Source organism: Shewanella rhizosphaerae, assembly GCF_019457655.1.
Lineage (GTDB): Bacteria > Pseudomonadota > Gammaproteobacteria > Enterobacterales > Shewanellaceae > Shewanella > Shewanella loihica.
This window is the reverse complement of the sequence record NZ_CP080420.1, coordinates 714,494-736,374: the sequence shown is the minus strand read 5'-3', so window position 1 is coordinate 736,374 and position 21,881 is coordinate 714,494. Positions and strand designations below refer to the sequence as shown.

Annotated in this window: 22 protein-coding genes; all 22 read left to right on the top strand. The window is 50.2% G+C overall.

Annotated elements, in window-relative coordinates; genetic code table 11:
* Positions 1-3 precede the first annotated feature (3 nt).
* On the top strand, positions 4-675 hold the full coding sequence (locus K0I63_RS03345) for a hypothetical protein (RefSeq protein WP_220082522.1): 672 nt from the start codon (positions 4-6) through the stop codon (positions 673-675).
* A 7-nt stretch (positions 676-682) separates the two neighbouring features.
* Positions 683-874, top strand: a complete 192-nt coding sequence (locus tag K0I63_RS03340; RefSeq protein WP_011864453.1) for a hypothetical protein — start codon at positions 683-685, stop codon at positions 872-874.
* Positions 875-888: 14 nt separating this feature from the next.
* Entirely contained in the window at positions 889-1,785 is an 897-nt protein-coding gene (gene cpaB / locus K0I63_RS03335) for a Flp pilus assembly protein CpaB (RefSeq protein ID WP_220082521.1), read from the top strand.
* A gap of 56 nt (positions 1,786-1,841) precedes the next feature.
* On the top strand, positions 1,842-3,092 hold the full coding sequence (locus K0I63_RS03330) for a type II and III secretion system protein family protein (RefSeq protein WP_258406563.1): 1,251 nt from the start codon (positions 1,842-1,844) through the stop codon (positions 3,090-3,092).
* A gap of 9 nt (positions 3,093-3,101) precedes the next feature.
* The gene (locus K0I63_RS03325; protein ID WP_220082520.1) at positions 3,102-4,811 is read left to right on the top strand and encodes a TadA family conjugal transfer-associated ATPase; all 1,710 of its coding nucleotides are present in this window, start codon (positions 3,102-3,104) and stop codon (positions 4,809-4,811) included.
* The gene (locus K0I63_RS03320) at positions 4,804-5,655 is read left to right on the top strand and encodes a type II secretion system F family protein (RefSeq protein WP_220059882.1); all 852 of its coding nucleotides are present in this window, start codon (positions 4,804-4,806) and stop codon (positions 5,653-5,655) included. Before K0I63_RS03325 ends, K0I63_RS03320 begins: the two co-directional genes overlap by 8 nt.
* Before the next feature lie 8 nt (positions 5,656-5,663).
* Positions 5,664-6,527, top strand: a complete 864-nt coding sequence (locus tag K0I63_RS03315; RefSeq protein WP_011864448.1) for a type II secretion system F family protein — start codon at positions 5,664-5,666, stop codon at positions 6,525-6,527.
* A 1-nt stretch (position 6,528) separates the two neighbouring features.
* Positions 6,529-6,873 (top strand): DUF192 domain-containing protein, encoded by a 345-nt coding sequence (locus tag K0I63_RS03310; RefSeq protein WP_220082519.1) that lies wholly within the window; start codon positions 6,529-6,531, stop codon positions 6,871-6,873.
* Positions 6,861-7,343 (top strand): tetratricopeptide repeat protein, encoded by a 483-nt coding sequence (locus K0I63_RS03305; protein ID WP_220082518.1) that lies wholly within the window; start codon positions 6,861-6,863, stop codon positions 7,341-7,343. Before K0I63_RS03310 ends, K0I63_RS03305 begins: the two co-directional genes overlap by 13 nt.
* 32 nt (positions 7,344-7,375) lie before the next feature.
* Complete coding sequence (locus K0I63_RS03300) at positions 7,376-8,023, top strand: pilus assembly protein (RefSeq protein WP_011864445.1); 648 nt, start codon at positions 7,376-7,378, stop codon at positions 8,021-8,023.
* Between the two features lie 78 nt (positions 8,024-8,101).
* Positions 8,102-12,100, top strand: a complete 3,999-nt coding sequence (locus K0I63_RS03295; protein WP_220082517.1) for an IPT/TIG domain-containing protein — start codon at positions 8,102-8,104, stop codon at positions 12,098-12,100.
* Between the two features lie 551 nt (positions 12,101-12,651).
* The gene (locus tag K0I63_RS03290) at positions 12,652-13,110 is read left to right on the top strand and encodes a hypothetical protein (RefSeq protein WP_220082516.1); all 459 of its coding nucleotides are present in this window, start codon (positions 12,652-12,654) and stop codon (positions 13,108-13,110) included.
* A gap of 121 nt (positions 13,111-13,231) precedes the next feature.
* Positions 13,232-13,909, top strand: coding sequence for a hypothetical protein (locus K0I63_RS03285; protein WP_220082515.1), 678 nt, complete (start codon positions 13,232-13,234; stop codon positions 13,907-13,909).
* Positions 13,910-14,037: 128 nt separating this feature from the next.
* Positions 14,038-14,481, top strand: a complete 444-nt coding sequence (locus tag K0I63_RS03280) for a hypothetical protein (RefSeq protein ID WP_220082514.1) — start codon at positions 14,038-14,040, stop codon at positions 14,479-14,481.
* Positions 14,482-14,547: 66 nt separating this feature from the next.
* Positions 14,548-14,826 (top strand): hypothetical protein, encoded by a 279-nt coding sequence (locus tag K0I63_RS03275; RefSeq protein ID WP_220082513.1) that lies wholly within the window; start codon positions 14,548-14,550, stop codon positions 14,824-14,826.
* A 62-nt stretch (positions 14,827-14,888) separates the two neighbouring features.
* Positions 14,889-15,389 carry a hypothetical protein gene (locus K0I63_RS03270; protein ID WP_220082512.1) on the top strand — a complete coding sequence of 167 codons (501 nt, stop codon included), beginning with the start codon at positions 14,889-14,891 and terminating at the stop codon, positions 15,387-15,389.
* Between the two features lie 161 nt (positions 15,390-15,550).
* Positions 15,551-15,994 carry a hypothetical protein gene (locus K0I63_RS03265; protein ID WP_220082511.1) on the top strand — a complete coding sequence of 148 codons (444 nt, stop codon included), beginning with the start codon at positions 15,551-15,553 and terminating at the stop codon, positions 15,992-15,994.
* Between the two features lie 69 nt (positions 15,995-16,063).
* Complete coding sequence (locus K0I63_RS03260; protein ID WP_220082510.1) at positions 16,064-17,095, top strand: hypothetical protein; 1,032 nt, start codon at positions 16,064-16,066, stop codon at positions 17,093-17,095.
* Positions 17,096-17,439: 344 nt separating this feature from the next.
* Positions 17,440-18,135, top strand: a complete 696-nt coding sequence (locus K0I63_RS03255) for a hypothetical protein (RefSeq protein ID WP_220082509.1) — start codon at positions 17,440-17,442, stop codon at positions 18,133-18,135.
* 233 nt (positions 18,136-18,368) lie between these two features.
* On the top strand, positions 18,369-18,770 hold the full coding sequence (locus tag K0I63_RS03250; RefSeq protein WP_011864440.1) for a hypothetical protein: 402 nt from the start codon (positions 18,369-18,371) through the stop codon (positions 18,768-18,770).
* A 97-nt stretch (positions 18,771-18,867) separates the two neighbouring features.
* Complete coding sequence (locus tag K0I63_RS03245; protein WP_220082508.1) at positions 18,868-20,283, top strand: hypothetical protein; 1,416 nt, start codon at positions 18,868-18,870, stop codon at positions 20,281-20,283.
* Positions 20,284-20,350: 67 nt separating this feature from the next.
* Positions 20,351-21,796, top strand: a complete 1,446-nt coding sequence (locus K0I63_RS03240; protein ID WP_220082507.1) for an OmpA family protein — start codon at positions 20,351-20,353, stop codon at positions 21,794-21,796.
* Positions 21,797-21,881: the final 85 nt, after the last annotated feature.

The following is a 21,881-nucleotide window of genomic DNA, read 5'->3' as shown; positions in this document are numbered from 1 at the left end:
CCCATGAAATCGCTTTTCCCCCTTATTCTCGTCCTATTCACCGGCCTTACACAGGCAAGCGACTGGCCTGAAGTAAATTTTCCCGACACCGCCAAGGTAGAGATAGTCGCCGATGAGATGCGCTACAACGGCTACCCCATGAAGACTTGGGTGGTCAAAGACACCCAGAGCCAGGCTCAGCTGGCAGCCTTCTTTACTAAAGCCTGGCAGAAAGATAGCGAACGCTTCGACTCACGCCCCTTTAATGGCGACTTAGTGATCAATAGTCTGCAACCCCCTTATCTGCTGACCGCCCGCATCAGCCAGCAGTTTGATGGCGTCACCGCCTTTGTCGGCATCACTAAGAACATGGAAGAAAATGAACTGGCTAAGGTTAGACGCAACACCTTCCCCCAGCCCAGCGGCGCGACCGTGCTGTCAGATATCGCCTCCACCGACCTCTACAAGCAGGGGCGCACTATCGTACTGAGCAGCACTCGTAGCCTGGCCAGTAACTATCACTACTACCGCCGCCACTATCAGCAACGAGGCTGGGTGGAAGAGACCGCCATACTCGATACCCAATCGGGAAAGGCCGCCCTTCAGATGAGCCAGGGAACCAACAGCGTCGACATCAGTTTCGACACCCGTAATTCGCAAGTTTACATAGTTGCCAATCAAGTGAAACAAGGATGATGAACCCATGCAGTTAAGCAACACCCGCTGTCGGGGCCAGGCCAGCGTCGAATACCTGGTGGTATGCGGCGCCTTAGTCGCCGCCCTGCTCACCCCCGTCAGCAATGATGACAATGTGCTAGACCTCTGCGCCGATGCCCTCACCGAGTGGTATACGGCGTTTGCCTACACGAAATCGCTCTCGATACTCCCCAACTAACTTCAGGTTTAACGATGAAATTAAAATCAATTGACTTCAATTGGGTGCTGCTAGTTATTGCCTTGATCTTAGGTGGTATTTCGGCCTGGGCGACCAAGAACTACTTCATAGCCAAAGAGCAGGAACTCAGAGATGAGTTAACCAAGGACAACATTGCCATGGCCGATGTGATCGTCGCCACCCAGCCTCTGAAAAAGGGCGACATAATCTCCCAGGCCAACATGTCTGTGCGTCAAATCCGCGCCGATACCCTGCCCCTGGACGCCATACATCCCAGCCGCTTCGGCGAGGTCTCAGGTCAGATGTTGCTACAACCCATGGCACCGGGTCGCCCGCTGATCGAGACCTATCTGCCCGGCATGCGCGTGGCGCAGTTCTCCGACATTCTTAAAGAGGGCCAACGTGCCGTCACCATAGATATCGATGAGATTAACTCGAGTGCCGGCATGCTGGTGCCCTCGGATCATATCGATCTGCTGCTCTCCTTCAAAGAAGAGGGGCGCGATGGCGAGCGAAAACGACTCCAGCTGCTGCTAGAGGATGTCACTGTGCTAGCCACAGGCAGACGCAGCATAGATGTCAATCCCGAGTTGGTCGACACCCTATACGATAACCCGAACGCCTATAACACAGTCACTCTGGCGCTATCGGTCAACGATGCGGCGCGCGTCTCACTGGCAAAACAGAAAGGTGATTTTGTCACCCTGCTGAGAAACCAGAAGGAGTCTAGCGCTCTGGAGTTTATCTCTATGCATGAAGGCCAGCTGTTTAATCGCGAAGAGGAAAACCACGAGCTTGCCGTAGAGGTGATCACCGGTGGCAGTGGCATCAAGACCAGTACCCAAACCTACCCGCTTCCCAAAGAGATGCTAGAGCAACTCAGCCAACAAAAAGATAAAGCCGTACTATGAAAACATTGAAAATTGTCGCATTTTTTTGGATATGCCTACTGCTGCCCGCATCCAGCATGGCACACAACAATCGCCCCATGAAGCTCTATGTCGGTGCAGTCGAACTCTATAAGGCCGCCAACGTCGAGCGTATCGTCGTGGGTAACGGCAAGGTGCTCAGCGCCAAGGTCGTCGATAACAAGGGCGTCTTGCTGATCGGCGAGGCTCCGGGCAATACCGACCTGCAGCTATGGCAAAAAGATGGCAAGCTGATCAAGCTCAGCCTCACCGTCACCCCAGACAACAGCCTGCGTACCACGACCATGGTCAAGAAGATGCTCGCCGCCTTCCCGTCGCTCACTGTCTCAGAGAGCGATGGCCTGATCATAGTTCAGGGCGAAGCCGACCTTGCCCAGAAGGAGCAGCTGGAGAAGATCCTCGAAGGCGATCCTAACGTCGTCTCCCTGGTGAAATACCTCAAGTTTGCCAAGACAATGTCACCCATGGTGAAGATGCAGGTCAAGATAGTCGAGTTCAACAAGTCGACCCTCAACAACGTCGGCATCAAGTGGGAAACCTCCATGGCTGGTCCGGCATATGGGGTAGCTAAGGGCTTTACTGCCAACCCTATCTTCAACGTCGCCTCACCCGGCCAATACACAGAGGCGATCACCAAATCCATTACCGAGAACATAGGCGTCTTAGATACCCGTGGCTGGAGCTCGCTAGGTATCGTCTCGGGTATCGGCAGCCAGATCCAATTGCTATCTGAAAAGGGCGATGCCCGCCTGCTGGCCCAGCCCAACCTGACCACCCGCAGCGGCGAGTCGGCCAGCTTCCTGGCTGGTGGCGAATTCCCCATCCGCAGCGTCAGCGGCCTGGGCGCCGTGGATGTCGAATATAAAGAGTACGGCATCAAGCTGGACATCGAGCCCGTGGTAGACGAGCAACAAAACATCGTCAGCCGGGTCATGGCCGAGGTCAGCTCAATCGATCCTTCTGTGGCCGTCGATGGTGTGCCAGGCATGCTGACCCGCCGCACCGAGTCTGTGATCAACGTGAAGAACAACGAGACCATAGTGATCTCTGGCCTGGTCAACAGTGAAATGTCCAAGATAGTCAACAAGTTCCCTCTGCTTGGCGATATCCCCATCCTGGGTGAACTCTTCAAGTCTCGCGACTTTAAAGACGACAAGACAGAGTTGGTCATCTTCGTCACCCCTGTGGTGGTCTATCCCGGGCAGGAGGAGCATGACACTCAACTCAATCGCGGCCTGGAGATGGCGGAAGAAGCCACCAAGCTCGAAGCTTTCTATATCTTGGACTAGGAGCAGCTCATGTTTAACATCTTAGTCAGCACCACCAAGGGCACCAAGGTCGGCGAGTTTCAATGTATCCACCGCGAATGCCGTGTGGGTAAAGATCCCGATCAGCTGATCGTCCTTCGGGGCTTTAAGATCTCCAAGCATCACGCCACCTTGCGGCAAAATGAGGAGGGGATCTTCATCGTCGACAACAAGAGCCGAACCGGCGTACGCGTGAACGACGAGAAACATCAGGAGTTCGGTCCCCTCACCCTCAACGATAAGATTCAGGTGGGCGATTACCAGCTCAGGGTACAGAGCAGCGATCCGCAATTTCAGGCAAGTGCCCCCGCCGAGACGCCACCGCCACCTGCAGCGCCCGTCGTGGCACCAGTCGCTCCCGTGGCAGCTGCTGTAACCTCTGTCGAGGCGCAGCCTCCAATAGTGACGGAGCAGAGCGCCCAGATTCAGAGACGCAACGAGTGGCGCCGCAAGGTACATACCGAGCTACTCAAGCAGATGGATCTGCGCCGGGTTAACGTTAACGAGATGAGTGATACCGAGCTGCGCGCACAGAGTGAGGTGCTGCTCAAGCAGATCATCGACAACTTTAAGTTACCCGACGATATCGAGATCTCCGCGCTGACCAAAGAGGTCTTGGACGAGACCATAGGCCTGGGCCCGCTCGAGGGGCTGATTGCCGACCCGGATGTCACTGAGATCATGGTCAACAGCCATGATCAGATCTTCTATGAGAAGGCGGGTAATCTCTACCTGTCGGATATCGCCTTCTCCGACGATCAAGCGGTACTCGGCGCCATCGAACGTATCGTGACCCCCATAGGCAGACGTATCGACGAGAGCTCCCCCATGGTGGATGCGCGCCTCAAGGATGGTTCCCGCGTGAATGCGGTGATCCCCCCGCTGGCACTCAAGGGACCCTGCATCACCATACGTAAATTCATGCAGCGACGCCTGAGCTGCAACGATCTGGTGGCCTTTGGCTCCATGAGCCAGGCCATGGCGGAGTTTCTTGAAATTGCCGTGAAGCAGAAGCGCAACGTCGTCATCTCCGGGGGGACTGGCTCGGGTAAGACTACTCTGCTGAACGTACTGTCTAACTTCATCCCAGACAACGAGCGTATCGTTACGGTGGAAGATGCCGCCGAACTGCAACTCTATCAGCCTAACCTGGTCTCCCTCGAGGCCCGTCCCCCTAACCAGGAGGGCAAAGGTGCCATAGAGATCCGCGATCTGGTGAAGAACTGTCTGCGGATGCGTCCCGATCGCGTGGTGATCGGTGAGTGTCGTGGCGGTGAGGCGCTCGACATGCTGCAGGCGATGAACACGGGTCACGACGGCTCACTTACCACGGCACACTCCAACTCGCCAAGAGACTGTATCTCACGTCTCGAGGTGATGGTGATGATGGCGGGAATGGATCTACCTGTCACAGCGATCCGCGAGCAGATCACCTCGGCGGTCAACATCATAGTGCAGCAGTCGCGCTTCTGTGACGGCTCGCGCCGGGTTACCAGCATCTGTGAAGTTACTGGCATCGAAGGCACTGTGGTGCAACTGTCGGAGATCTTCAAATTCCAGCAGACCGGCTTCGACGAGCAGGGCAAGGTACAGGGCTATTACACCGCAACCGGCACTCTGCCCGAGTTTTACGAACAGCTGAGAAAACAAGGGATCGCCGTACGTTTGGATATCTTCGACAAGGATAGCCGCTATGAGTAGTCCGTTAATCGCCGCCATGCTGGCGTTCGCCTCGGTCACCATACTGGTGTGGGCGCTTAAGCATCTGTCGACACGCTTCGCCAAACGCTATCAGGAAACCTTTACCAGCTCGGCCCGCACCAACCTGTTCGATATGTTCCTGTTTATCGAACCTAGGCAGCTGTTTGTCATCAACATGCTGACTCTGTTGGCGGTGCCTTTCCTGGTGCGGCTCTTCTTCGGCTCCTGGGTGCTGGGGATTTTACTGAGTATCGCACTGGCGCTGCTACCGCGCTTCGCCTATCAGTTCCTGCATAAGCGCCGTCGCCGCAAGTTTGTCCACCAGCTGCCCGATGCACTCAACATGATCGCCTCTTCGATGCAGTCGGGGGCCAACGTCAGCAACGCCATCGAGTTTATGGCCGAAGAGATGGAAGCGCCGATCAAGCAGGAGTTTCAGCTCTTCCTGCGCGAGCAGCGCCTGGGGGTGGAGTTCAACACGGCGCTGGACAACATGTTTAAGCGTATCCCCGAAGAGGAGTTTCAGCTGGTGACCGCCGGCATGCAGATCTCCCGTGAGGTAGGGGGCAACCTGGCGGAGGTGCTACAACGCCTATCCGCCACCTTGCGACGCAAGATAGAGATGGAAGGCAAGATAGATGCCCTGACCTCCCAGGGCAAGATGCAGGGCATAGTAATGACCCTGCTGCCCGTCTTTATCGGCGTAGTGCTCTATCACATGGAGCCCTCCGCCATGGGCCGTATTCTCACCGAGCCTATGGGTTGGGCCCTGATTGCCCTGGTCATCATCATGCTCACCAGTGGCTATCTGTCGATCCGTAAGATCGTCGCGATAGACGTATAGGGAAAATCATGGTCAATCTTATTGTCGCCTGCTTCGTGATCTCCTTTGTTTTCCTGACCGTAAGCTGCGCCCGCATCTACCACAGAGTACCGAAGGAAAACCGTGAATTTATGGACCCACTATCGCCGGGTCTCAAGCTTATCTGGCCCCTGGTGCGCCTGCTGGCCTTCTATGTCAGTGAGAACCTCAGCGTCGATTATCTGGAGCGGGTCTCCAAGAAGCTCCAGGTCTCAGGGTTATCTTACATAATGACCGCCGAGCAATACTTTGCCATCCGCATCCTGAGCACCCTGTTTAGCCTGGGGCTGACGCTCATATGTAGCGCCATGCTCGACGCCTATGTGCCTCAATATCTGCTGCTGGCCGCCGTGTTCGGTTACTTTCTGCCTGTGATGACCCTCAACGATCTGCGTAAGAAACGCCAGGGGCTGATCGTCAAGAGCCTGCCCGTGTATCTGGACTACCTCACCATGTCGATCGAGGCGGGCCTGAACATGACGGGCGCCCTCAGTCAGGCGGTCGAGCGCGGCCCAGCCGGACCACTGCGCATCGAATTTGAGAAGGTAATTCGCGACATGCGCGCCGGTATGTCACGTGCCCAGGCGTTTCGTAACATGGCCGATAGGGTACAGGTGACCGAGGTCAACAGCCTGGTCAGTGCCCTGGCACAGGCGGAAAGAACCGGTGCCAGCCTGGGCCAGACACTGAGGATCCAGTCTGATCAACGCCGAATAGAGCGTTTTCAGCGCGCCGAGAAGAAGGCCCTGGAGGCACCGGTCAAGCTGGTCTTCCCGCTAATCGTCTTCATCTTTCCCGTGACCTTTATGATCTTGGCCTTCCCGATTGCCATGAAGTTTATGTATGAGCTCTAACATGAAGAAAACCACACTGAAAACCCCAAACGGACAGGCGATCACCGAAGTCTTCGTGGCCGATACTCCCTGGCTCAGACTCAGGGGACTGTTAGGTCGTCGCCCCCTCTCTCACGAGCAAGGGATGCTTATCGCTCCCTGCAGCTCGGTGCATACCTTAGGGATGCGCTATGCGCTGGATATCGTCTACCTCAATAAAAACAACAAGGTGCTTAAGATCACCCGAAATCTTAAGCCCTGGCGCAGCAGTGCTTGTCGAGGTGCCACTCAGGTTTTGGAGTTGGCCGCAGGCAACTCCACCCACAAACAGATAAAAACCGGAGATATTTTGACATGGGCAAACTAATACGCCTCTCGCTATTCGTCGCCGTGACTGCTTTACTCGGCGCCTGTTCGGCTACGCCTCAGAAGCCTGAGCACGAGGGCAATGAGCAGATCATGGCGATTCAGTCTCAGGCGGAGCATGCCTACAAACTGGCCATGTTGGACCAGGCGGAGAGCCTCTATCTCGAGGTGCTAAAGAGCGTACCTAACTATGCGCCCGCCTGGTTTCGCCTGGGTAACATCTATACCCGTACCAACCGTCATGAGGCGGCCATTGCCGCCTATCGACGCTGCATCGAGCTAGAGCCAAATAACCAGAAGGCCTGGTACAACATGGGATTGGTGCGTATCAAGCAGTCCACCAATCTGCTCAATACCGCCAGCAACCAGGGCGATGCCGACTCTGCCGTTGGCCGTCAAATCAAGGCGCTGCTCGACGCCCTCAATCAGCTGCAGAGCCAGCCACAAACGACGGCGCAGGCGGGGCTATGATAGCGGCACGCTCGAAACAGCGAGGGCAGAGTATGTTTGAGTTCAGCCTTGCCCTGCCGTTTCTTATTCCCATCATTCTGGTTGCCATGATGTTGATCGTGCAGTGGGCCTTTATCTATACCAGCAAGAGCACCCTGGATGCGGCCACGGTTGCCGCCGTTCGGGCCGGCACCCTACACCATGGCAATATTGACGAGATGCGCAAAGGGCTGGCCCAGGGAATGATGCCGCTATTTGCCCACGGCACGGGCACGAGTGACACGGTACAGGCCTTCGCCAAGGCAAGACTCGCCACCTTGGTACAAAGTCAAATAACCATACTCAGCCCTGACAGGGAAACCTTCGACCGCTTCAAGGTGCGAAGTCGATATGACACAGGCTCTCGCTATGAGATCCCCAACAACAACCTGATGTTTCGTGACCCAGCCCCCAAGAACGTGGGCAATAACCGACAACTGAATGTGCAGGACGCCAACCTGCTGCAGATAGAGGTGCGCTGGTGCCAAAAGCTGATCGTCCCCTTTGCCAACTACCTCATTAAGGAGATAGTCACCTCCCCCTTCTATAACCCAAGCCGGGAACAGCTGGCCTGCAACGTGCTGGGATTGGCAACAGGTGATACGTATTTGGCAATCACGGCTCAGGGACTGATGCGTATGCAGACACCATTTCGAATGTAAGCTCAGCGAAACAGCTAAACCCAATATTCAATACCAAACAAGAATTCTGGACCTTGTAAAATCATAGGGATATATAAAATGAAACACACGTCTCGCCTGACCAAGCAACATTGGCTGGCACTCATGCTGACCTCGACCCTGGCAATAACGGGGTGTAACGGCGAACTCAAAGAGGGAGAAGGCCCTAACTCTCAGGTGCCGACAGATCCTGTGGACCCTGTTGATCCCACCAATCCCACTGAGCCGACCGAACCTACGGATCCTACCGATCCCACAGATCCCCCTCAGGTGGGCACCTGGGAAAACAGGGATGAAGATAGCGACGGCGTGGTAGATGAATTGGATGACTATCCGTTTGATGCCAGCAAGCAAAGCTATCCGACAACGACTGAGTCCAGCTTCAATGACAATCCAGCGGTCGCGACCTTAGTACCAGGTAGCTTCCCTTTTACCTTAAAGGGGGCCTTTGAAGAGCGCGGTGACGGTGATGTCTACCGCATCAAGGTCGACCAGGCAGTCATCGACGCGGACAATCCCATTACCTTCCTGTTACTCATGGATGACTTCTCCTACAAGCCGACGATAAGTATTCTGGACGAAACCGGTAGGGCAATTTTTGAAATTAAAAACAATGCCGAACCAATCGGCATGATAGGTACACTCGCCAGCGTGAAGTTCCAAACCGCTGGAACCTATTACGTAGCGATCGCCGAACAGGATCTGGCTGGTGATGCTAACGCCAACTATACCCTGAAGGCATTTGTCGATACTGATTACGATGGCCTCCCCCAAGATATGGAGAGAGCCCTGGCAATCAATGATGCCAATCCTGATACCGATGGTGATGGGGTATACGACGCCAATGAAGTCTATGTCAAAGCCTTTGGCAGCCTACAACTGGATTTAGATAATGATGGTATCCCCAACTGGCTGGACACGGATGCCGACAACGATGGCCTACCTGACAGCCTAGAGCTACTCGCCGATGTCGATGGTGATGGCATGGGTGCATTTGTCGATACAGATTCAGACGGCAATACCATTGCCGATAATGTCGAAGCCGTGGAGCTCGATAAGCCACTCGATACCGATCATGACGGTGTCTATGATTTCTTAGACAGAGATGATGATTCTGACGGTCTGTTTGATATCAATGACAATGACAGACTAACTAAGATCGCTCTCACCGAGGCATTTCAGGTGTTTGCCGTCAGATACCAAGACAGCCTAGGCATTAGCTTGACCGATAGAAGCTTTCCAGGAGAAAGAGTCTTCGTCCAAGGACAAGATATCCCTGTCGCCAATGCCACTCTGGTACTAATTAACGGCAGCGAAATCTATAACATCAAACTGACCGACTTCGAGAATGACGGCTTTTACTTCTATCTACCCGAATCCATCTCAGATGAGCAAGATTTCGAATATTACCTGACAGATGGGAATCAAAGAAGCCTCTCTAAATACTTCAGAGTTTCCTCACCACTAACACCTATCATTGAAGAGTTAAGCGCGGGACAATATCAGGCAGGAGATAAAATCACTATCAGGGGGCGCAACCTGCAACCAAGCATGTCGGTTCATATCGGCACCCTGACCGTGAGTCCTGATTCTGTGGTCGATAACCAGGCAATCATCACCCTGCCGGCTGAAACAACTTCGGGATTCATCTATGTGGAATCCTTGCAGCTGCTAAGCAATAAGGTCTACCTAAACCTCGAGGCAAGCGTAACCGTCACGCTAAATAGCCAGGCAACGGCCACAGATCTGCCCGCCCTCTACGCCAAAGACGCCTATACTAACGAGTTTACGGCGCTTAGCGATAAGGGCGTGCAGGTAGGAGTCATCCGCGAGGCTATCGGCTTTATCGAGCTCTATCAGCATATCGATGGAGATTTCACTCCCTATACCTCTTTGGCCGTTATGAGTGACGAACAAACCGTTGAGGTCAATACTGGCAGGTTGGCACTTTCCAACATACTGCTAATGCCCTCAGTTAATCGCATTGCCTCCCACGACAAAAGGTTCCTTGAACAGCTAAAACAAGACCCGAATCTCAATAAAATTCCAAATATGAGTGGCTTGGCAAAAGCCTCAACCGCCATAGCCATAGACCTAATGAACGGCTATGAGACTCAAGACCAGCACATCAATCAGAAGAGCATGGTACAAAAAGCAGCCAGCAACGGCTCTATTAAACCAACAGTCACGCCCGGCGCCTCCTATTGGGATGAGATATCCATCAGCCCAACCAGAAAAGCCTTTCAAGAGGAATGGTACAAGGCGCTGGAATACGATGGTTTCATGGAGGTACAGAACCGTTCTCAGCTCCTGCTCAGCCTTGGGGTTCATCCCATGAACAAAGATCTTGAGAAGGGGGAAGGCTATGTCACGGATAAAACCGGTAAGACTCATGAGCATATCCAAGACATGTTTGACCGCGACATCATAGGTGCCCAGTATCTGCAGCTATTTGGTGTCGATCTCTGGTCACAGGATGTGACCTCTAAGGCGTGCCCTTATACCGACTGTGTCTACACGGTATTGAGTCCCGGTTATTCACAACCTTTTGCCACGGAAAACGATCAAGTCAGGATTCGCTCTCAGCTCTACCTGAGATCTCTGGTCGAACGCGGCATATGGCCATCGATCAAGTTGATGCTAGACGTAGCCGGGCTTTCAGGTAAGGTTCCCCAAGGGCCAATGACCAAGCTTAAAAGAGGTAAGAATATCATCGAAATCATTCTTTCCCATGGGTTCAATGATATTGATTTTATTAGAGATACCATAGAAAAAGCTCAAAAGGATGGTCAATGGAGCCAGGCCGTCGAGGCGCTTATCTGGGGACGTATCAAGCTCATGTTGGATACGGAAAAGGATGCCTTGGCCAATGGTAAATCTGGCCCAATCCTCACCGCATTGCTTGAAGAGATGTCGATAAGCCCGATCAACATTGGCGAAGCGGTACTTAAGAAAATCGCCGTGAGGGTTATTCCCGTCATAGGTGAAGTCGCCATCGTATGGGATATCTTAAAAGGGGTCGATTCCGGCGCCGATATTGCGAAGTTTTGGTGGGATTTAAATAAAGTCGGCGCGCAATATGATTTCTACGTCAACTGGGGAATGAAGATAATCACCTTAAACCCAGGTATCGTGAGCGCCGAAGACAAAGGCGTCGAACTGACCATACGTGGTGCCGGTTTCAAGCCGATTGACAACTGGTGGCCTTGGCCAGACGAGCATCCGCTGGTGGTTATCTATGATCAAGGCAACAATGATCACAAAACCGAAATATCAAAATACCAGGTCAATGACTCAGGCACTGAACTTATCGTCACCATTCCAGGAGAGTACCTCAAAGACGCCAAGGGCGATCTACGAGTCGAAGTCGAACATAGAGAGCAGATCACTAAATCGACCGATTACAGCGACCCTAAGACCATAAAAATTGGCACTGGCTTCGCCCTCGATAAACTCTATCCCGATGAAGGCTATCCACAAGATGTGCTGACACTCAAGGGAATCGGTTTTGACGACAAAGTCGAAGTTTGGTTTACCGCCAGCAGCGGACAGGAAAAAGCCGTCATCACTCAAGTTAAAGACAATGAGCTTAAAATCATAGTGCCCGAACACGCCCTCACAGGCAGCGTCTCGGTCAAGAGGGAATCAGAAACTCTGTATACCCCCTTCACTCTGCTCGAAAACAGGATGCTGGTGCGCTTCGGCGACAACGGTAACCTCGCCGACGACAAATACGCACTCTGGCTAGACAATAAGCAGGCAGGCCTAATGACCACAGGGGCAAGAATGGTCGACATTAGCTCACAACTTCAACCTGGCAACTATACGGCCGAACTCAAAGGTATCGAGGCTCCTGACGATGTTGGTACCTACTACATCTGTTTCTCTGACAATGTCACCATCGAAGCAGGTAGCCATGCCTTGTCTGGTCGAGACTTAGTTCGAGATGCAACCAAGTCCTTTAAGATCAAGGTAGCTAAGAGCACCAATCCGAAGATCTCTAACTGTGCCTATATCAACTCGGCAACCAACAAGGTAAGGATTTTACAAGAAGAATAGATCATGGGTGACACAGCTTTTGGTAACATTGACCTTAATATGAAAAATAAAGGCTCCTATTACCACTCCAAATCTATGGAAAACGTAAAGTCACAATAAAAATGAGCATAAAGGCTGCGAAAGCTGCCTTTATGCTCGACATGAATGCTTACTCGTTAAGGTGTCCCCGATATCGACGCTAGTGTTGATAAACAGGAAGCATTTGGTGCGACCGCACTCACTAAAATCACAATGCCAATTGTTGGTACGGCATTCAATTTGCCTCGCGTGAGTGGCCATTATTTAAAATATAGCAACGGTTGGTTTTAATCTTCACAACCATAACGGGCCAATTTCAACTGCTGCGAAGTTCGACCAAACCGAGTAAGTGCTGACGGGTTATTGGCAGTCGCTATTTCAGTTAGCGCCGTCTATAACCTTGAATTCCAGCCTCTTATCTGGGATATTCTTCGCAACAATTTGGAGCAAAGGCATCGTCCTTAATATTGTCTAAAGGCTAGAATCAAGCCCTTTCTAGGCAATGCCCACCAACTCAACAAGGATTTAACCAGATGAACAAACCATGGATGGCATTAATATTAATGGGAACATTAGCGGGAACGCTAATATCAACCAACCTCCAGGCATCGACCGAGCAAAATTTCAGTGATGACCCCTTGGCTAAGCGCTGCATCAAGATGCTGGATATCTACGCCACAGAGGACTTCGACGCCTATGTGGCAGAATTTCCCGAGCCCTGGCTAGGCATCTTCGGTGAAAAAACCTTGAGGAAACAGCTCGCCGATCGCCATGGTAAATATGTTAAAGAATACCAAGCTAAGCCTGACACCATAAAAATTAAGGCAGTAACGCCAGCCAAGGTTGCCAAAATAGAGCAAGACAAGTTAGGTGCGCTAGAGGCCAAGGAGATCGACCTTTATATCGCCAGTAACAAAGGCAACAGTAGTGCGACGGCTTGCAAATACCTACGCATAGGTGACAGCTGGTATTTCCGCTCGTTACGGCTATAGCCTTTAGTTAACACCTATTAGCCGAGACATTCTTAACAAGAATCAGGGCAACTTGACTGCCCTTTTTTGACATCTTAGCAGGTAATCACAAACCCAACCGGCTTGAAAGGATTCTACTGGTATGGAAAAGCTACCCCTTGACGACACTCCCTGGTTTGGTACCACAAATTTCAAGGGGAAGAACCAACTAACTAGCGACAGCGACGTTCGCCTCAAGTCATCCAGGTTGCTCTACCCGCTGCCCTTGCCGTTAGAAATACTCTTTTTCATTGGCCCACTGACATTGGCCATTCTGCCCTTTATCAATCCTAGCCTTATGCTTCCAGAGGCCTGGCTGATGCTAAATATCGGCGCCATCATAAGTTATCTGCTTCTCAAGAAACTGTTTATCAATAGTATTTATGGTCGGGCGAAAGCCCATGTTTGCCAGATTAACGCTGAAAGGGTCTGTATTCCCGGCAGTCCCCTTATCGATATCAAAGCGGGCCCTTTGGAAATGCAGCGACGAGACATAAAGGAGATAGGCGTGCGTTATTGGCCCAGCACGCGCGACCTGCGCACCACCTACGATGTCAGCGAACTCATCATCACGGTGCAATCGGGTAAATCAATCTGTTTGAAGAGCCTCTACTTCCCGATTAAGCCGCTACTCTACCTGCTGGTCTATTTCGACTACCCCATCGCAACGCAAAAACGTCGACACTCTTTGACCATAGTCGCTCGTAGCCTGTTTGTCGCCTTTCCTATCGTTGCGCTTGTGGCGGTAACTGGCTTGCTGTTTAAAGAGTATTTTCTGTAAGCCCATCAGCTTAAAAAGGAACTTAACCAATGAACAAACCATGGATGGTAATTAGATTAATGGGAACATTAGCAGGAACCATAGTCGCCCCAAAAATCCAGGCATCAAGGTATTAAAAGGAGATTAATATGAGATTAGCAGCGAGCCTTATAACGATAAGTAGCATAATGCTGTTCAGTATTTCAGCGAGCGCCCTGGAGCGCTTCGCAGGCATTGAAGATGGTTCCGATGCCAACCTAAAGGCGGTTTGTAAGGATTATATGGTCAACAGTTATTTAAAAAATGATCCTGAGCTTTTTTTCCATTTATTGCCTAAATCAATGGTAAGCCGCGCTGAAAGGCTCGAAAAAAAGTGGTATGAAGGTCATTTAAAACGATTTGGTCCTGAACCTTTAACGGAATACGAACTGTTTGAAATGAAAGATAAAATAGAGAAATCTGAATACAAAGGACTTCAAACAAAAAGCATTAGATTAAGATATAAAGCTGGGATCATGGCTTATGACAGGGGGACTTCCTGTTATTTCAAACGTCATGATGATGGTCGTTGGTATTTTGGTAAAAAACCTTAATCAAATAAAAGCCCTGGTTATTAACAAGGCTTTACTTTTAATGTCTAAAGCTTACCAAAGGGATTTATGAGCTATAAAATTTACAGGCAGACCGATGAACAGATCGTGCTGCAAGATACCGGCGAAATATTCATGCCACTCATAGTTGTTCTAGTCGATAGTTGTTTATTCTTCCCTGTATTTAAGCGTAACCGGTTAACGATTGATGCGATTCGTAAAGAGGCGGTAAAAACAAAACCCATCAAAGAAAGACTCAGAGGTAAGGGGAAAGTAGTCAGCAAATGTTACTACATTATCCATAGAGCAAATACTAGCATTATCGCTCCAGTATTACGAAAAGAGTAAAGTTACTATGAAGACAGCAAAGCTGCCTTCATTTACATTTAGACAAGGATAGAGGTCACTAAATGGCATTGTATAAAGGAAACAGATTTACTTACTGGCAATTACCGATTTTGTGTTGCCTAACGCTCGGAACGTCAGTTACTGCAGCTCAAACAAACTTACCTAAAGAAGTTTACGAGTTAAAACCACGTTGTGAGCAGATGATGCGCGATATACGTGATGAAAAAGTCGATGACATCATTAAGGGCTATCACCCCATGATGCAACAGTGGCAGGATGGAAAAAGAGCGAGAAAATTGATTAGTCTCAGCATAAATGGCTATAAAAGAAAAGCTGACGGTGTCGAGTTATTAGATTTTCTCGTATTCAAACCTGAAAGCTCTGGCTTTCTTGAAATGAGTACAAATTTAAAAGGAAACTATCCCAACGCTAAGCGTGTCTTGAGCATTAACTACAGCTTTAAATTTAAAAAACAGAATGGCCAATACAGAATGGGTGGAGCAAGATGTGTGCTATTTGAAGAAAATGGCCAATGGTATTTCGAAGATGATTTACCTTTCTAAATTCTCAATTTAAATAACACAGTTTAGAGGAACCCATGAGAACCTTTTTACCCATTAGCTGGTCATCATGGTTAAAGATGGTAATGGTGAGAATATAGCATCATGTAACAACGCCCCCATAAGCTCTATGTCACGCGTAAGCGCATTTAATGGAGATTAATATGAGATTAGTAGCAAGCCTTATCATAGTATCTATCATGATGCTAGTGGGTGCCTCAGCAAATGCCCTGGAGCGCTTCGCAGGCATTGAAGATGGTTCCGATGCCAACCTAAAAGCAGTCTGTAAAGATTATATGATCAACAGTTTCTTAAAGAATGATCCAGACCTATTCTTTCATTTACTACCTAAATCGATGAAAAGAATGGAGACTATGCTTGAAAAAGATTGGCCTGAAGGACACCTAAAACGCTTTGGGAACGAACCTCTATCTGAATATGAAATCTTTGAAATTAAAGATGAAATTGAAAATACAGAGTATAAAGGCCATAAAATCAAGCGGATCAGATTTAAATACAAGGCAGGCACTATGGAGCGATATCGAAGAAGCGCTTGCTCTTTTAAACAAGATAATGATCAACGTTGGTACTTTAGCCAAAAACCTTAGTACTCTAAAGCCCTATTCTTATTACAATATGGATTTTATTTTTATATCACGCAAAAACTAAAGGGATTTATGAGCTATAAAATATACAAGCAGACCGATGAACAGATCGTGCTACAGGACACAGGCGGCGTTATAGACTTTGTTTTTGGTGCTGTTTTAGCCGCCATAGGTGCTGGTATCATCTATTTAGGTTGGTTTGGCTACCAAGATACGGGCGAAATATTCATGCCACTCATCGTTACCCTAGTCGGTAGTTGTTTATTCTTCCCTGTGTTTAAGCGTAACCGGTTAACGATTGATGCGGTCCGTAAAGAGGTTGTAAAAACAAAATCTTGGTTCGGCATTACTGCTGAAAAAGAGATTGTGACTAATAACAACTTATCTCTACTGGAAATGTCTGGATTTACTAGCGGTAAATTTGCGGCATTTTTTGATAATAAAGAAGCGATCCTGCATCACTATGCGCTGAAGTTCTATTGCCACCCCGAATGGCATCTGACTATCAGAAATCTCTCAACTATGATCAATGTCGTGATGTTTTTTGAAAAACACTTCGATACCGATTTGGCGCTAGTCATTCAGGATAGAAGGCATAAATTTAGTACTAAGGGGTTATTAAGAGACCATAAGCCGACCGCGCTTCCAAATGATGATTTAGTGCGAGAGTCTAGTTTTCAGCAATTGACGCTTGGCGGCATGCCAGCTTCATCATTAAAATTCTGGTTATTTGCGGCGAATACTATAGGCATAGCATTTTTCATTGTGATATTTGTATTATTTTTTTCTGAGTCAATTTTTACACCTTATGTATCCATGCCTATTCAATACGCCTTATCAGTATTACTGATTGGCTTTTTTTCTTGGATATTTTTTTACCGTTCATCGGGCGTTAAACTCAAGATTTACAATGACAAACTGATCGTTAAGCACGGTGTATTTACAAGAAAAACATATAAACTTTCAGATGTAATTGGCGTAGTCAACATGACTAGAAATACCTATCTAGTTACCCGACTTGGTGCTGAATGTTTGGCTTTTAAGTTACCGACAAAACACAGCTATGCCATCCACAGCTGGTTAGCACCCTACCTGAAACCTTAGCTTTGGATAGTCATAGCAAAAATAGTAAATCGGGTAATTTTAAAAGATTTCCAACCAAAGTTACCAAATCGAGCAAGAGAAGTTAGGTGCGCTAGAGGCCTAGGAGATCAACCTCTATATCGCCAGTGACAAAGGCAACAGTAGCGCGACGGCTTGCAAATACCTACGCATAGGTGACAGCTGGTATTTCCGCTCGTTACGGCTATAGCCTTGAACCAACAGCGATTATCTGAGATATTTTCAGCATCTTCTTGGGCAAATTGATTGCCCTTTTTGGTGTATTAGGCGGTAATCAGAGCATTGATGCTCGACACAAATGTAAGAAAAAGGGACTTTTCATCGAGATGAACTCACTCAATCACCTACTGGAAAATCTGAAATGGTTCGATACCGTCTTCTTGAGCCAATACCTAGGTCTCGACAAGCAGAGTACGAAAAAGCTTCCCATCTCGTTTAACTTCTTTGCCCTGCCGCTTAAGAAAGAATTCCTGCTCGCCACAAGTCTGCTCCCGTTCATTCTATTGGCGCTGTTCATTCCTTCAGTCGACCCCAGGTTCGATTTTTTGCGCTTCCCGATATTGACCGTAATAGGCCTGCTGGTTTACGCCATTATCCGTAGACGCCAGGTTAAAACACACCTGGGGATAGAGGCCGATAGCCAGGCCAATCAGCAGATCATCATTAGCCAATCTGGCATCACCTTGCCCCCCTTTCTCACCAGCAACTCTGGGTCGTCGCAAAGCATAGGCCGAGAAGAGATAGCCCAGCTGCAGTTCGACTGGCACAGCTACCAAAACAGTAACCAGATAGAGTGTAAGCGCGCCCACAGGCTCGTCATCAAGCTGAAACGGGGGCAAAGCTATAGCTTATCCAGCATGGCCTATCCCCTCAGAAGCCTGCTCTATCTGGCCATCTTCTTCGATTACCCTATCATCATGGAGGAAAGCACGCCACCCAAGGAGCGACTGGGTAGCTTTCTCCTCGTCCTGGGGGCGAGCGTCTTGCTGCTGAATCTATGGATGATTTTCATCAGCCCTTAACTTGACGCTGAAAGCGCTTAGGCGATGCATAACGATGATTTTTTTGCCGATTAAACCGCCAAAATACACCCTAAAGAATAATGTTTCCGGCCGATATTTTGCGATAGGATCGCTACGAATAAACCTAAAGGCTTATTTTAAGTGGTTGTGAATAAAGCATATTGAGAGGCATTTCATCCTCAAAACCATTCAACCACTCAGGACTATTTCTTCCCATATAAAGGACTATATCAATGAAAATTGCTTCACTCTCTGCCCTGACCCTAGCCCTGTTATTGACCGCCTGCGCCTCAGATCCCGGCCCGCGCATGGCACTGGAAAAGACAGTCGAAGTCGATGGCACAGTGCTTAAATTTAACGGCAGCTACCACGACAAGAAGAACATCTTGATCCTTAGCGTCAACGGCGATCCTATCATGCAGGGCCGATTCCCCCCTTACACCCCAACCCAAAACCTTAAGGCTAACTACAAAGACTTTGCCGTTAAAAGCCACTGCTACTTCGGGTCTGTGCTGGGTAAGCAAGGCGGTGCCTTCGGCGCCATCGCGGGTATAGTTCAATCCTCTAAGAGCAGCACCGCAGATAAGTGCGAGCTCTATGTCAACGAAAAGCTAGTAGACAACCTCTACTTCTAAATTAATCGCCATGGCATAGGCACGAGCCTCTATGCCATGGCGGCTCAATCGCAAGATTAACGCCCCCTCAACGCTCGCCATCTGATAAGGCTAAGTCGTGTTATTTGATCAAGACCTTAGAATCCCCCAAAGCATCTCCAATTTCAGCAGCAAGGTGCTGCGCGCACTGGCGCTGACCTCGGCGCTGAGCTTAGTATCGATTAGCGGCCTAGCCTCTGCCGATACCGGCACAGGAACCGACAAAGATACCGACAGAGAAGCCATCAAACAGTTTCAACTCGAAACGACGCCACTGACCGAGCGTGCCCGTCAGCTGAGTCGCAAACACAAAGAGCAGATGGAGACTTTCTCTAACAAGCTTGACCAATACCAGGATGCCAGGCCACTACTGCAAGATGCCTTAATCGGTGAGATGGCACTCACCGCGGACAAGATGTTAACCCTGACCAATGAGTATCTGCCTCGCTATCGCGCCTTCCTCACCCGAATCGACAAAAACTCCAGCTGTTATCAGCCCAAGCGACTCGAACAATTTCAGCAGACCAGAGACGAGGTACAAGACTATCTCAACCAGCTGCAAGGCCTGACTCAAACCCAGGATCAGGGAGAGGCTTACGCGGCACTGATGGCGATAAATATCGGCCAGAGCCGCGCGGCCGTGCTGGTCAACCTGCTGGAGACCAGCAAGCTTTGCTATGTTACCCAGGCCATGCCGGCGGTTGCCCAGGATATCTTATTGCTCGAAGGACTCATGGCCGAGCGGCTCCCAGAAATAGTAGAGGCGGCCGATCTGTCGGCACCAAAGCCTGAAGGGCTAAGCCTTACCGAACCTAGCCTTAACGAACCAGAGCTAAAAGGGTCCGAACCTAAAAGCACTGATGCAAGCCGTTCAGACGCCAATGCAGCAAGTACAATCCTTGCTGATTCAAATACTAATGGCTCAAATCCTGTAGACAGTGAAGCATTTAACCAACGAGAAGAGAATACGACGCCTAAGCAGTCCGGTCTGCAAGGTAACACGCTCGAAGCCTGTATCGAGCTGCAGGTCTCGCAACTGGGGCTGACATCGGCACAGGCACTCACTGTATTGAGCTGCCGCCTATCCAGCGACTCGGTCAGCCTAAAAGCCCTGAGCAAGCTGTCTAACCTGGAGATGCTGAGCCTTCAGGGCGGCGTGCTGACCGACCTGTCGCCACTGGCTGGCCTTAGCCATCTCAGTCTGCTGAACATTGAACAGAGTCAAATCATCACCTTTGGTGACCTCAAGGCGCTTAAGGGCAACCTCAGCTTCAGCGAGGTGGATAGCCAAGACTGGCAGGCACTGGCAAACGCTCAGGCCGAGTCGATCGCCATCATGTCGCCGACGCGCTGCGACGCCTTAAAACCATTAGCAAATCAGCCTAATGTTGCCTTGCTCTACAAAGGCCTATCGCCGCAGGCCATGGCCGACCTGATGCAACGCCAGGCATCTATGCAGGGGCCTACCATAATGACGGATTGCCCCACGCCTTAGCTGGTGTACGCAATATGACCAAGCAGATATTGATAAAACGACTTTCAAAAACTTAAAGGGAATTAAGATGAAACCCCAAACTCTCGCCTGCACACTCGCCTTATGTGGCGGCTTAGGCCTTAGCGGCCTGGCACTGGCCAATGACCTCCCCTTTCAGCCCCTGCCAGAAGGTAAACTTTATAAGCAAGAAGATCGCCACTACACTCCCTTCGACTTGGTGATTGGCGTCGACAAGAGCAGTTATCAGACGCAGACGGTTGCCGGTCAGCTGAAACGGGTCTATTACAAGTTGCCAAGCAGCTATCTGGCCTCCCACGCCGTCAACAACTATAAGGCACAGATCGAAAAACTCGGCGGCACAATACTGTTCGAGTGTCAGGAGAAGGCCTGCGGCGATGATCTCAAACTCTCAAGACAGATAGCGCCGCTCAGCGACATCCCCAAGAAGACACCCGCACTACTAACCACCAAGCTAACGCTTGCCAAGAAACAGCTCTACCTTTCCGTCTATGGCGCTAATTGGCACAACGGCGCAGGCCTGCAGCTGGATATCGTCGAGGTGATTGACGAGCCCTTGGATCTGCTTGCCACCAACCAGGCCTACCTGACAAGCGAGGTCAGCCAGAGCGAATTTAAGGACAGAGGCAACAAGGATACCCAAGGCTCAAAAGACCACCCTATGATCGCCAGGCTGCCCGGCGCCTTCATCCAAAAATATCAGCAGCAGGGCTATGCCCAGACCTTGGTATTTGACGGTGTCGAACAGGGCCAGCACAAGATTAAGACATTAGAGGGTAAGGTCACCGACATCGGCTATAAACTCCCAAGGGGCTACTCGGAGTATGAGGTTGACGCTAACTATAAGGCGGCGCTGGAAAAGCTTGGCTTTGTCCGGGGCTTTCACTGCCAGGGCTTAGCCTGTGGTAAGACAGATCTCATCGAACGTCGCATCAAGACACTGATCAGCATAGGTTTCGATGAAAACCAATATTACAGCCTGTATCGACTCGATCGCCCCGAGGGCGCTGTGCACGCCATGGTCTTTATCACAGGTTATCATGGTGGCCTGTGGGGCGAGATAAAGGTGGTGGAGGAGACCAAACTCGTCGACGATAGAGTGGTCATAGATCTCGAGGGGCTCAAGGATAAGATCGCCCAACAAGGCCACGTGGCGCTGGATGGTCTGCTGTTCAAGTTCGACAGCGCTCAGATGCTGCCCGAGGCAGACGAAGTGATCACCACCCTGGCCACCTACCTCAAGAGCCATCCCAAGCAGCACTTCTATGTGGTGGGTCACACGGATGACCAAGGCAAACAGGGCTACAACAAGGGGCTGTCGGAGCAGCGGGCCAAGGCGGTGGTCGCCACCCTCACCCAATCTCATGGCATCAACAAGGCTCAGCTCAGCCCCATGGGCGTGGGCGAATATGTGCCTGTAGCCAACAACCTGGATGAGGCAGGCAGACAGCGCAATCGCCGCGTGGAACTGGTACTGCGCTCAGACATGCAATAGTCCATCAAAACGGCGCCCCCTGTGGGCGCTGTTTAATTCATAACATCTTGATATAATGATCGTCCGCTCACTACCTGGGTCATCT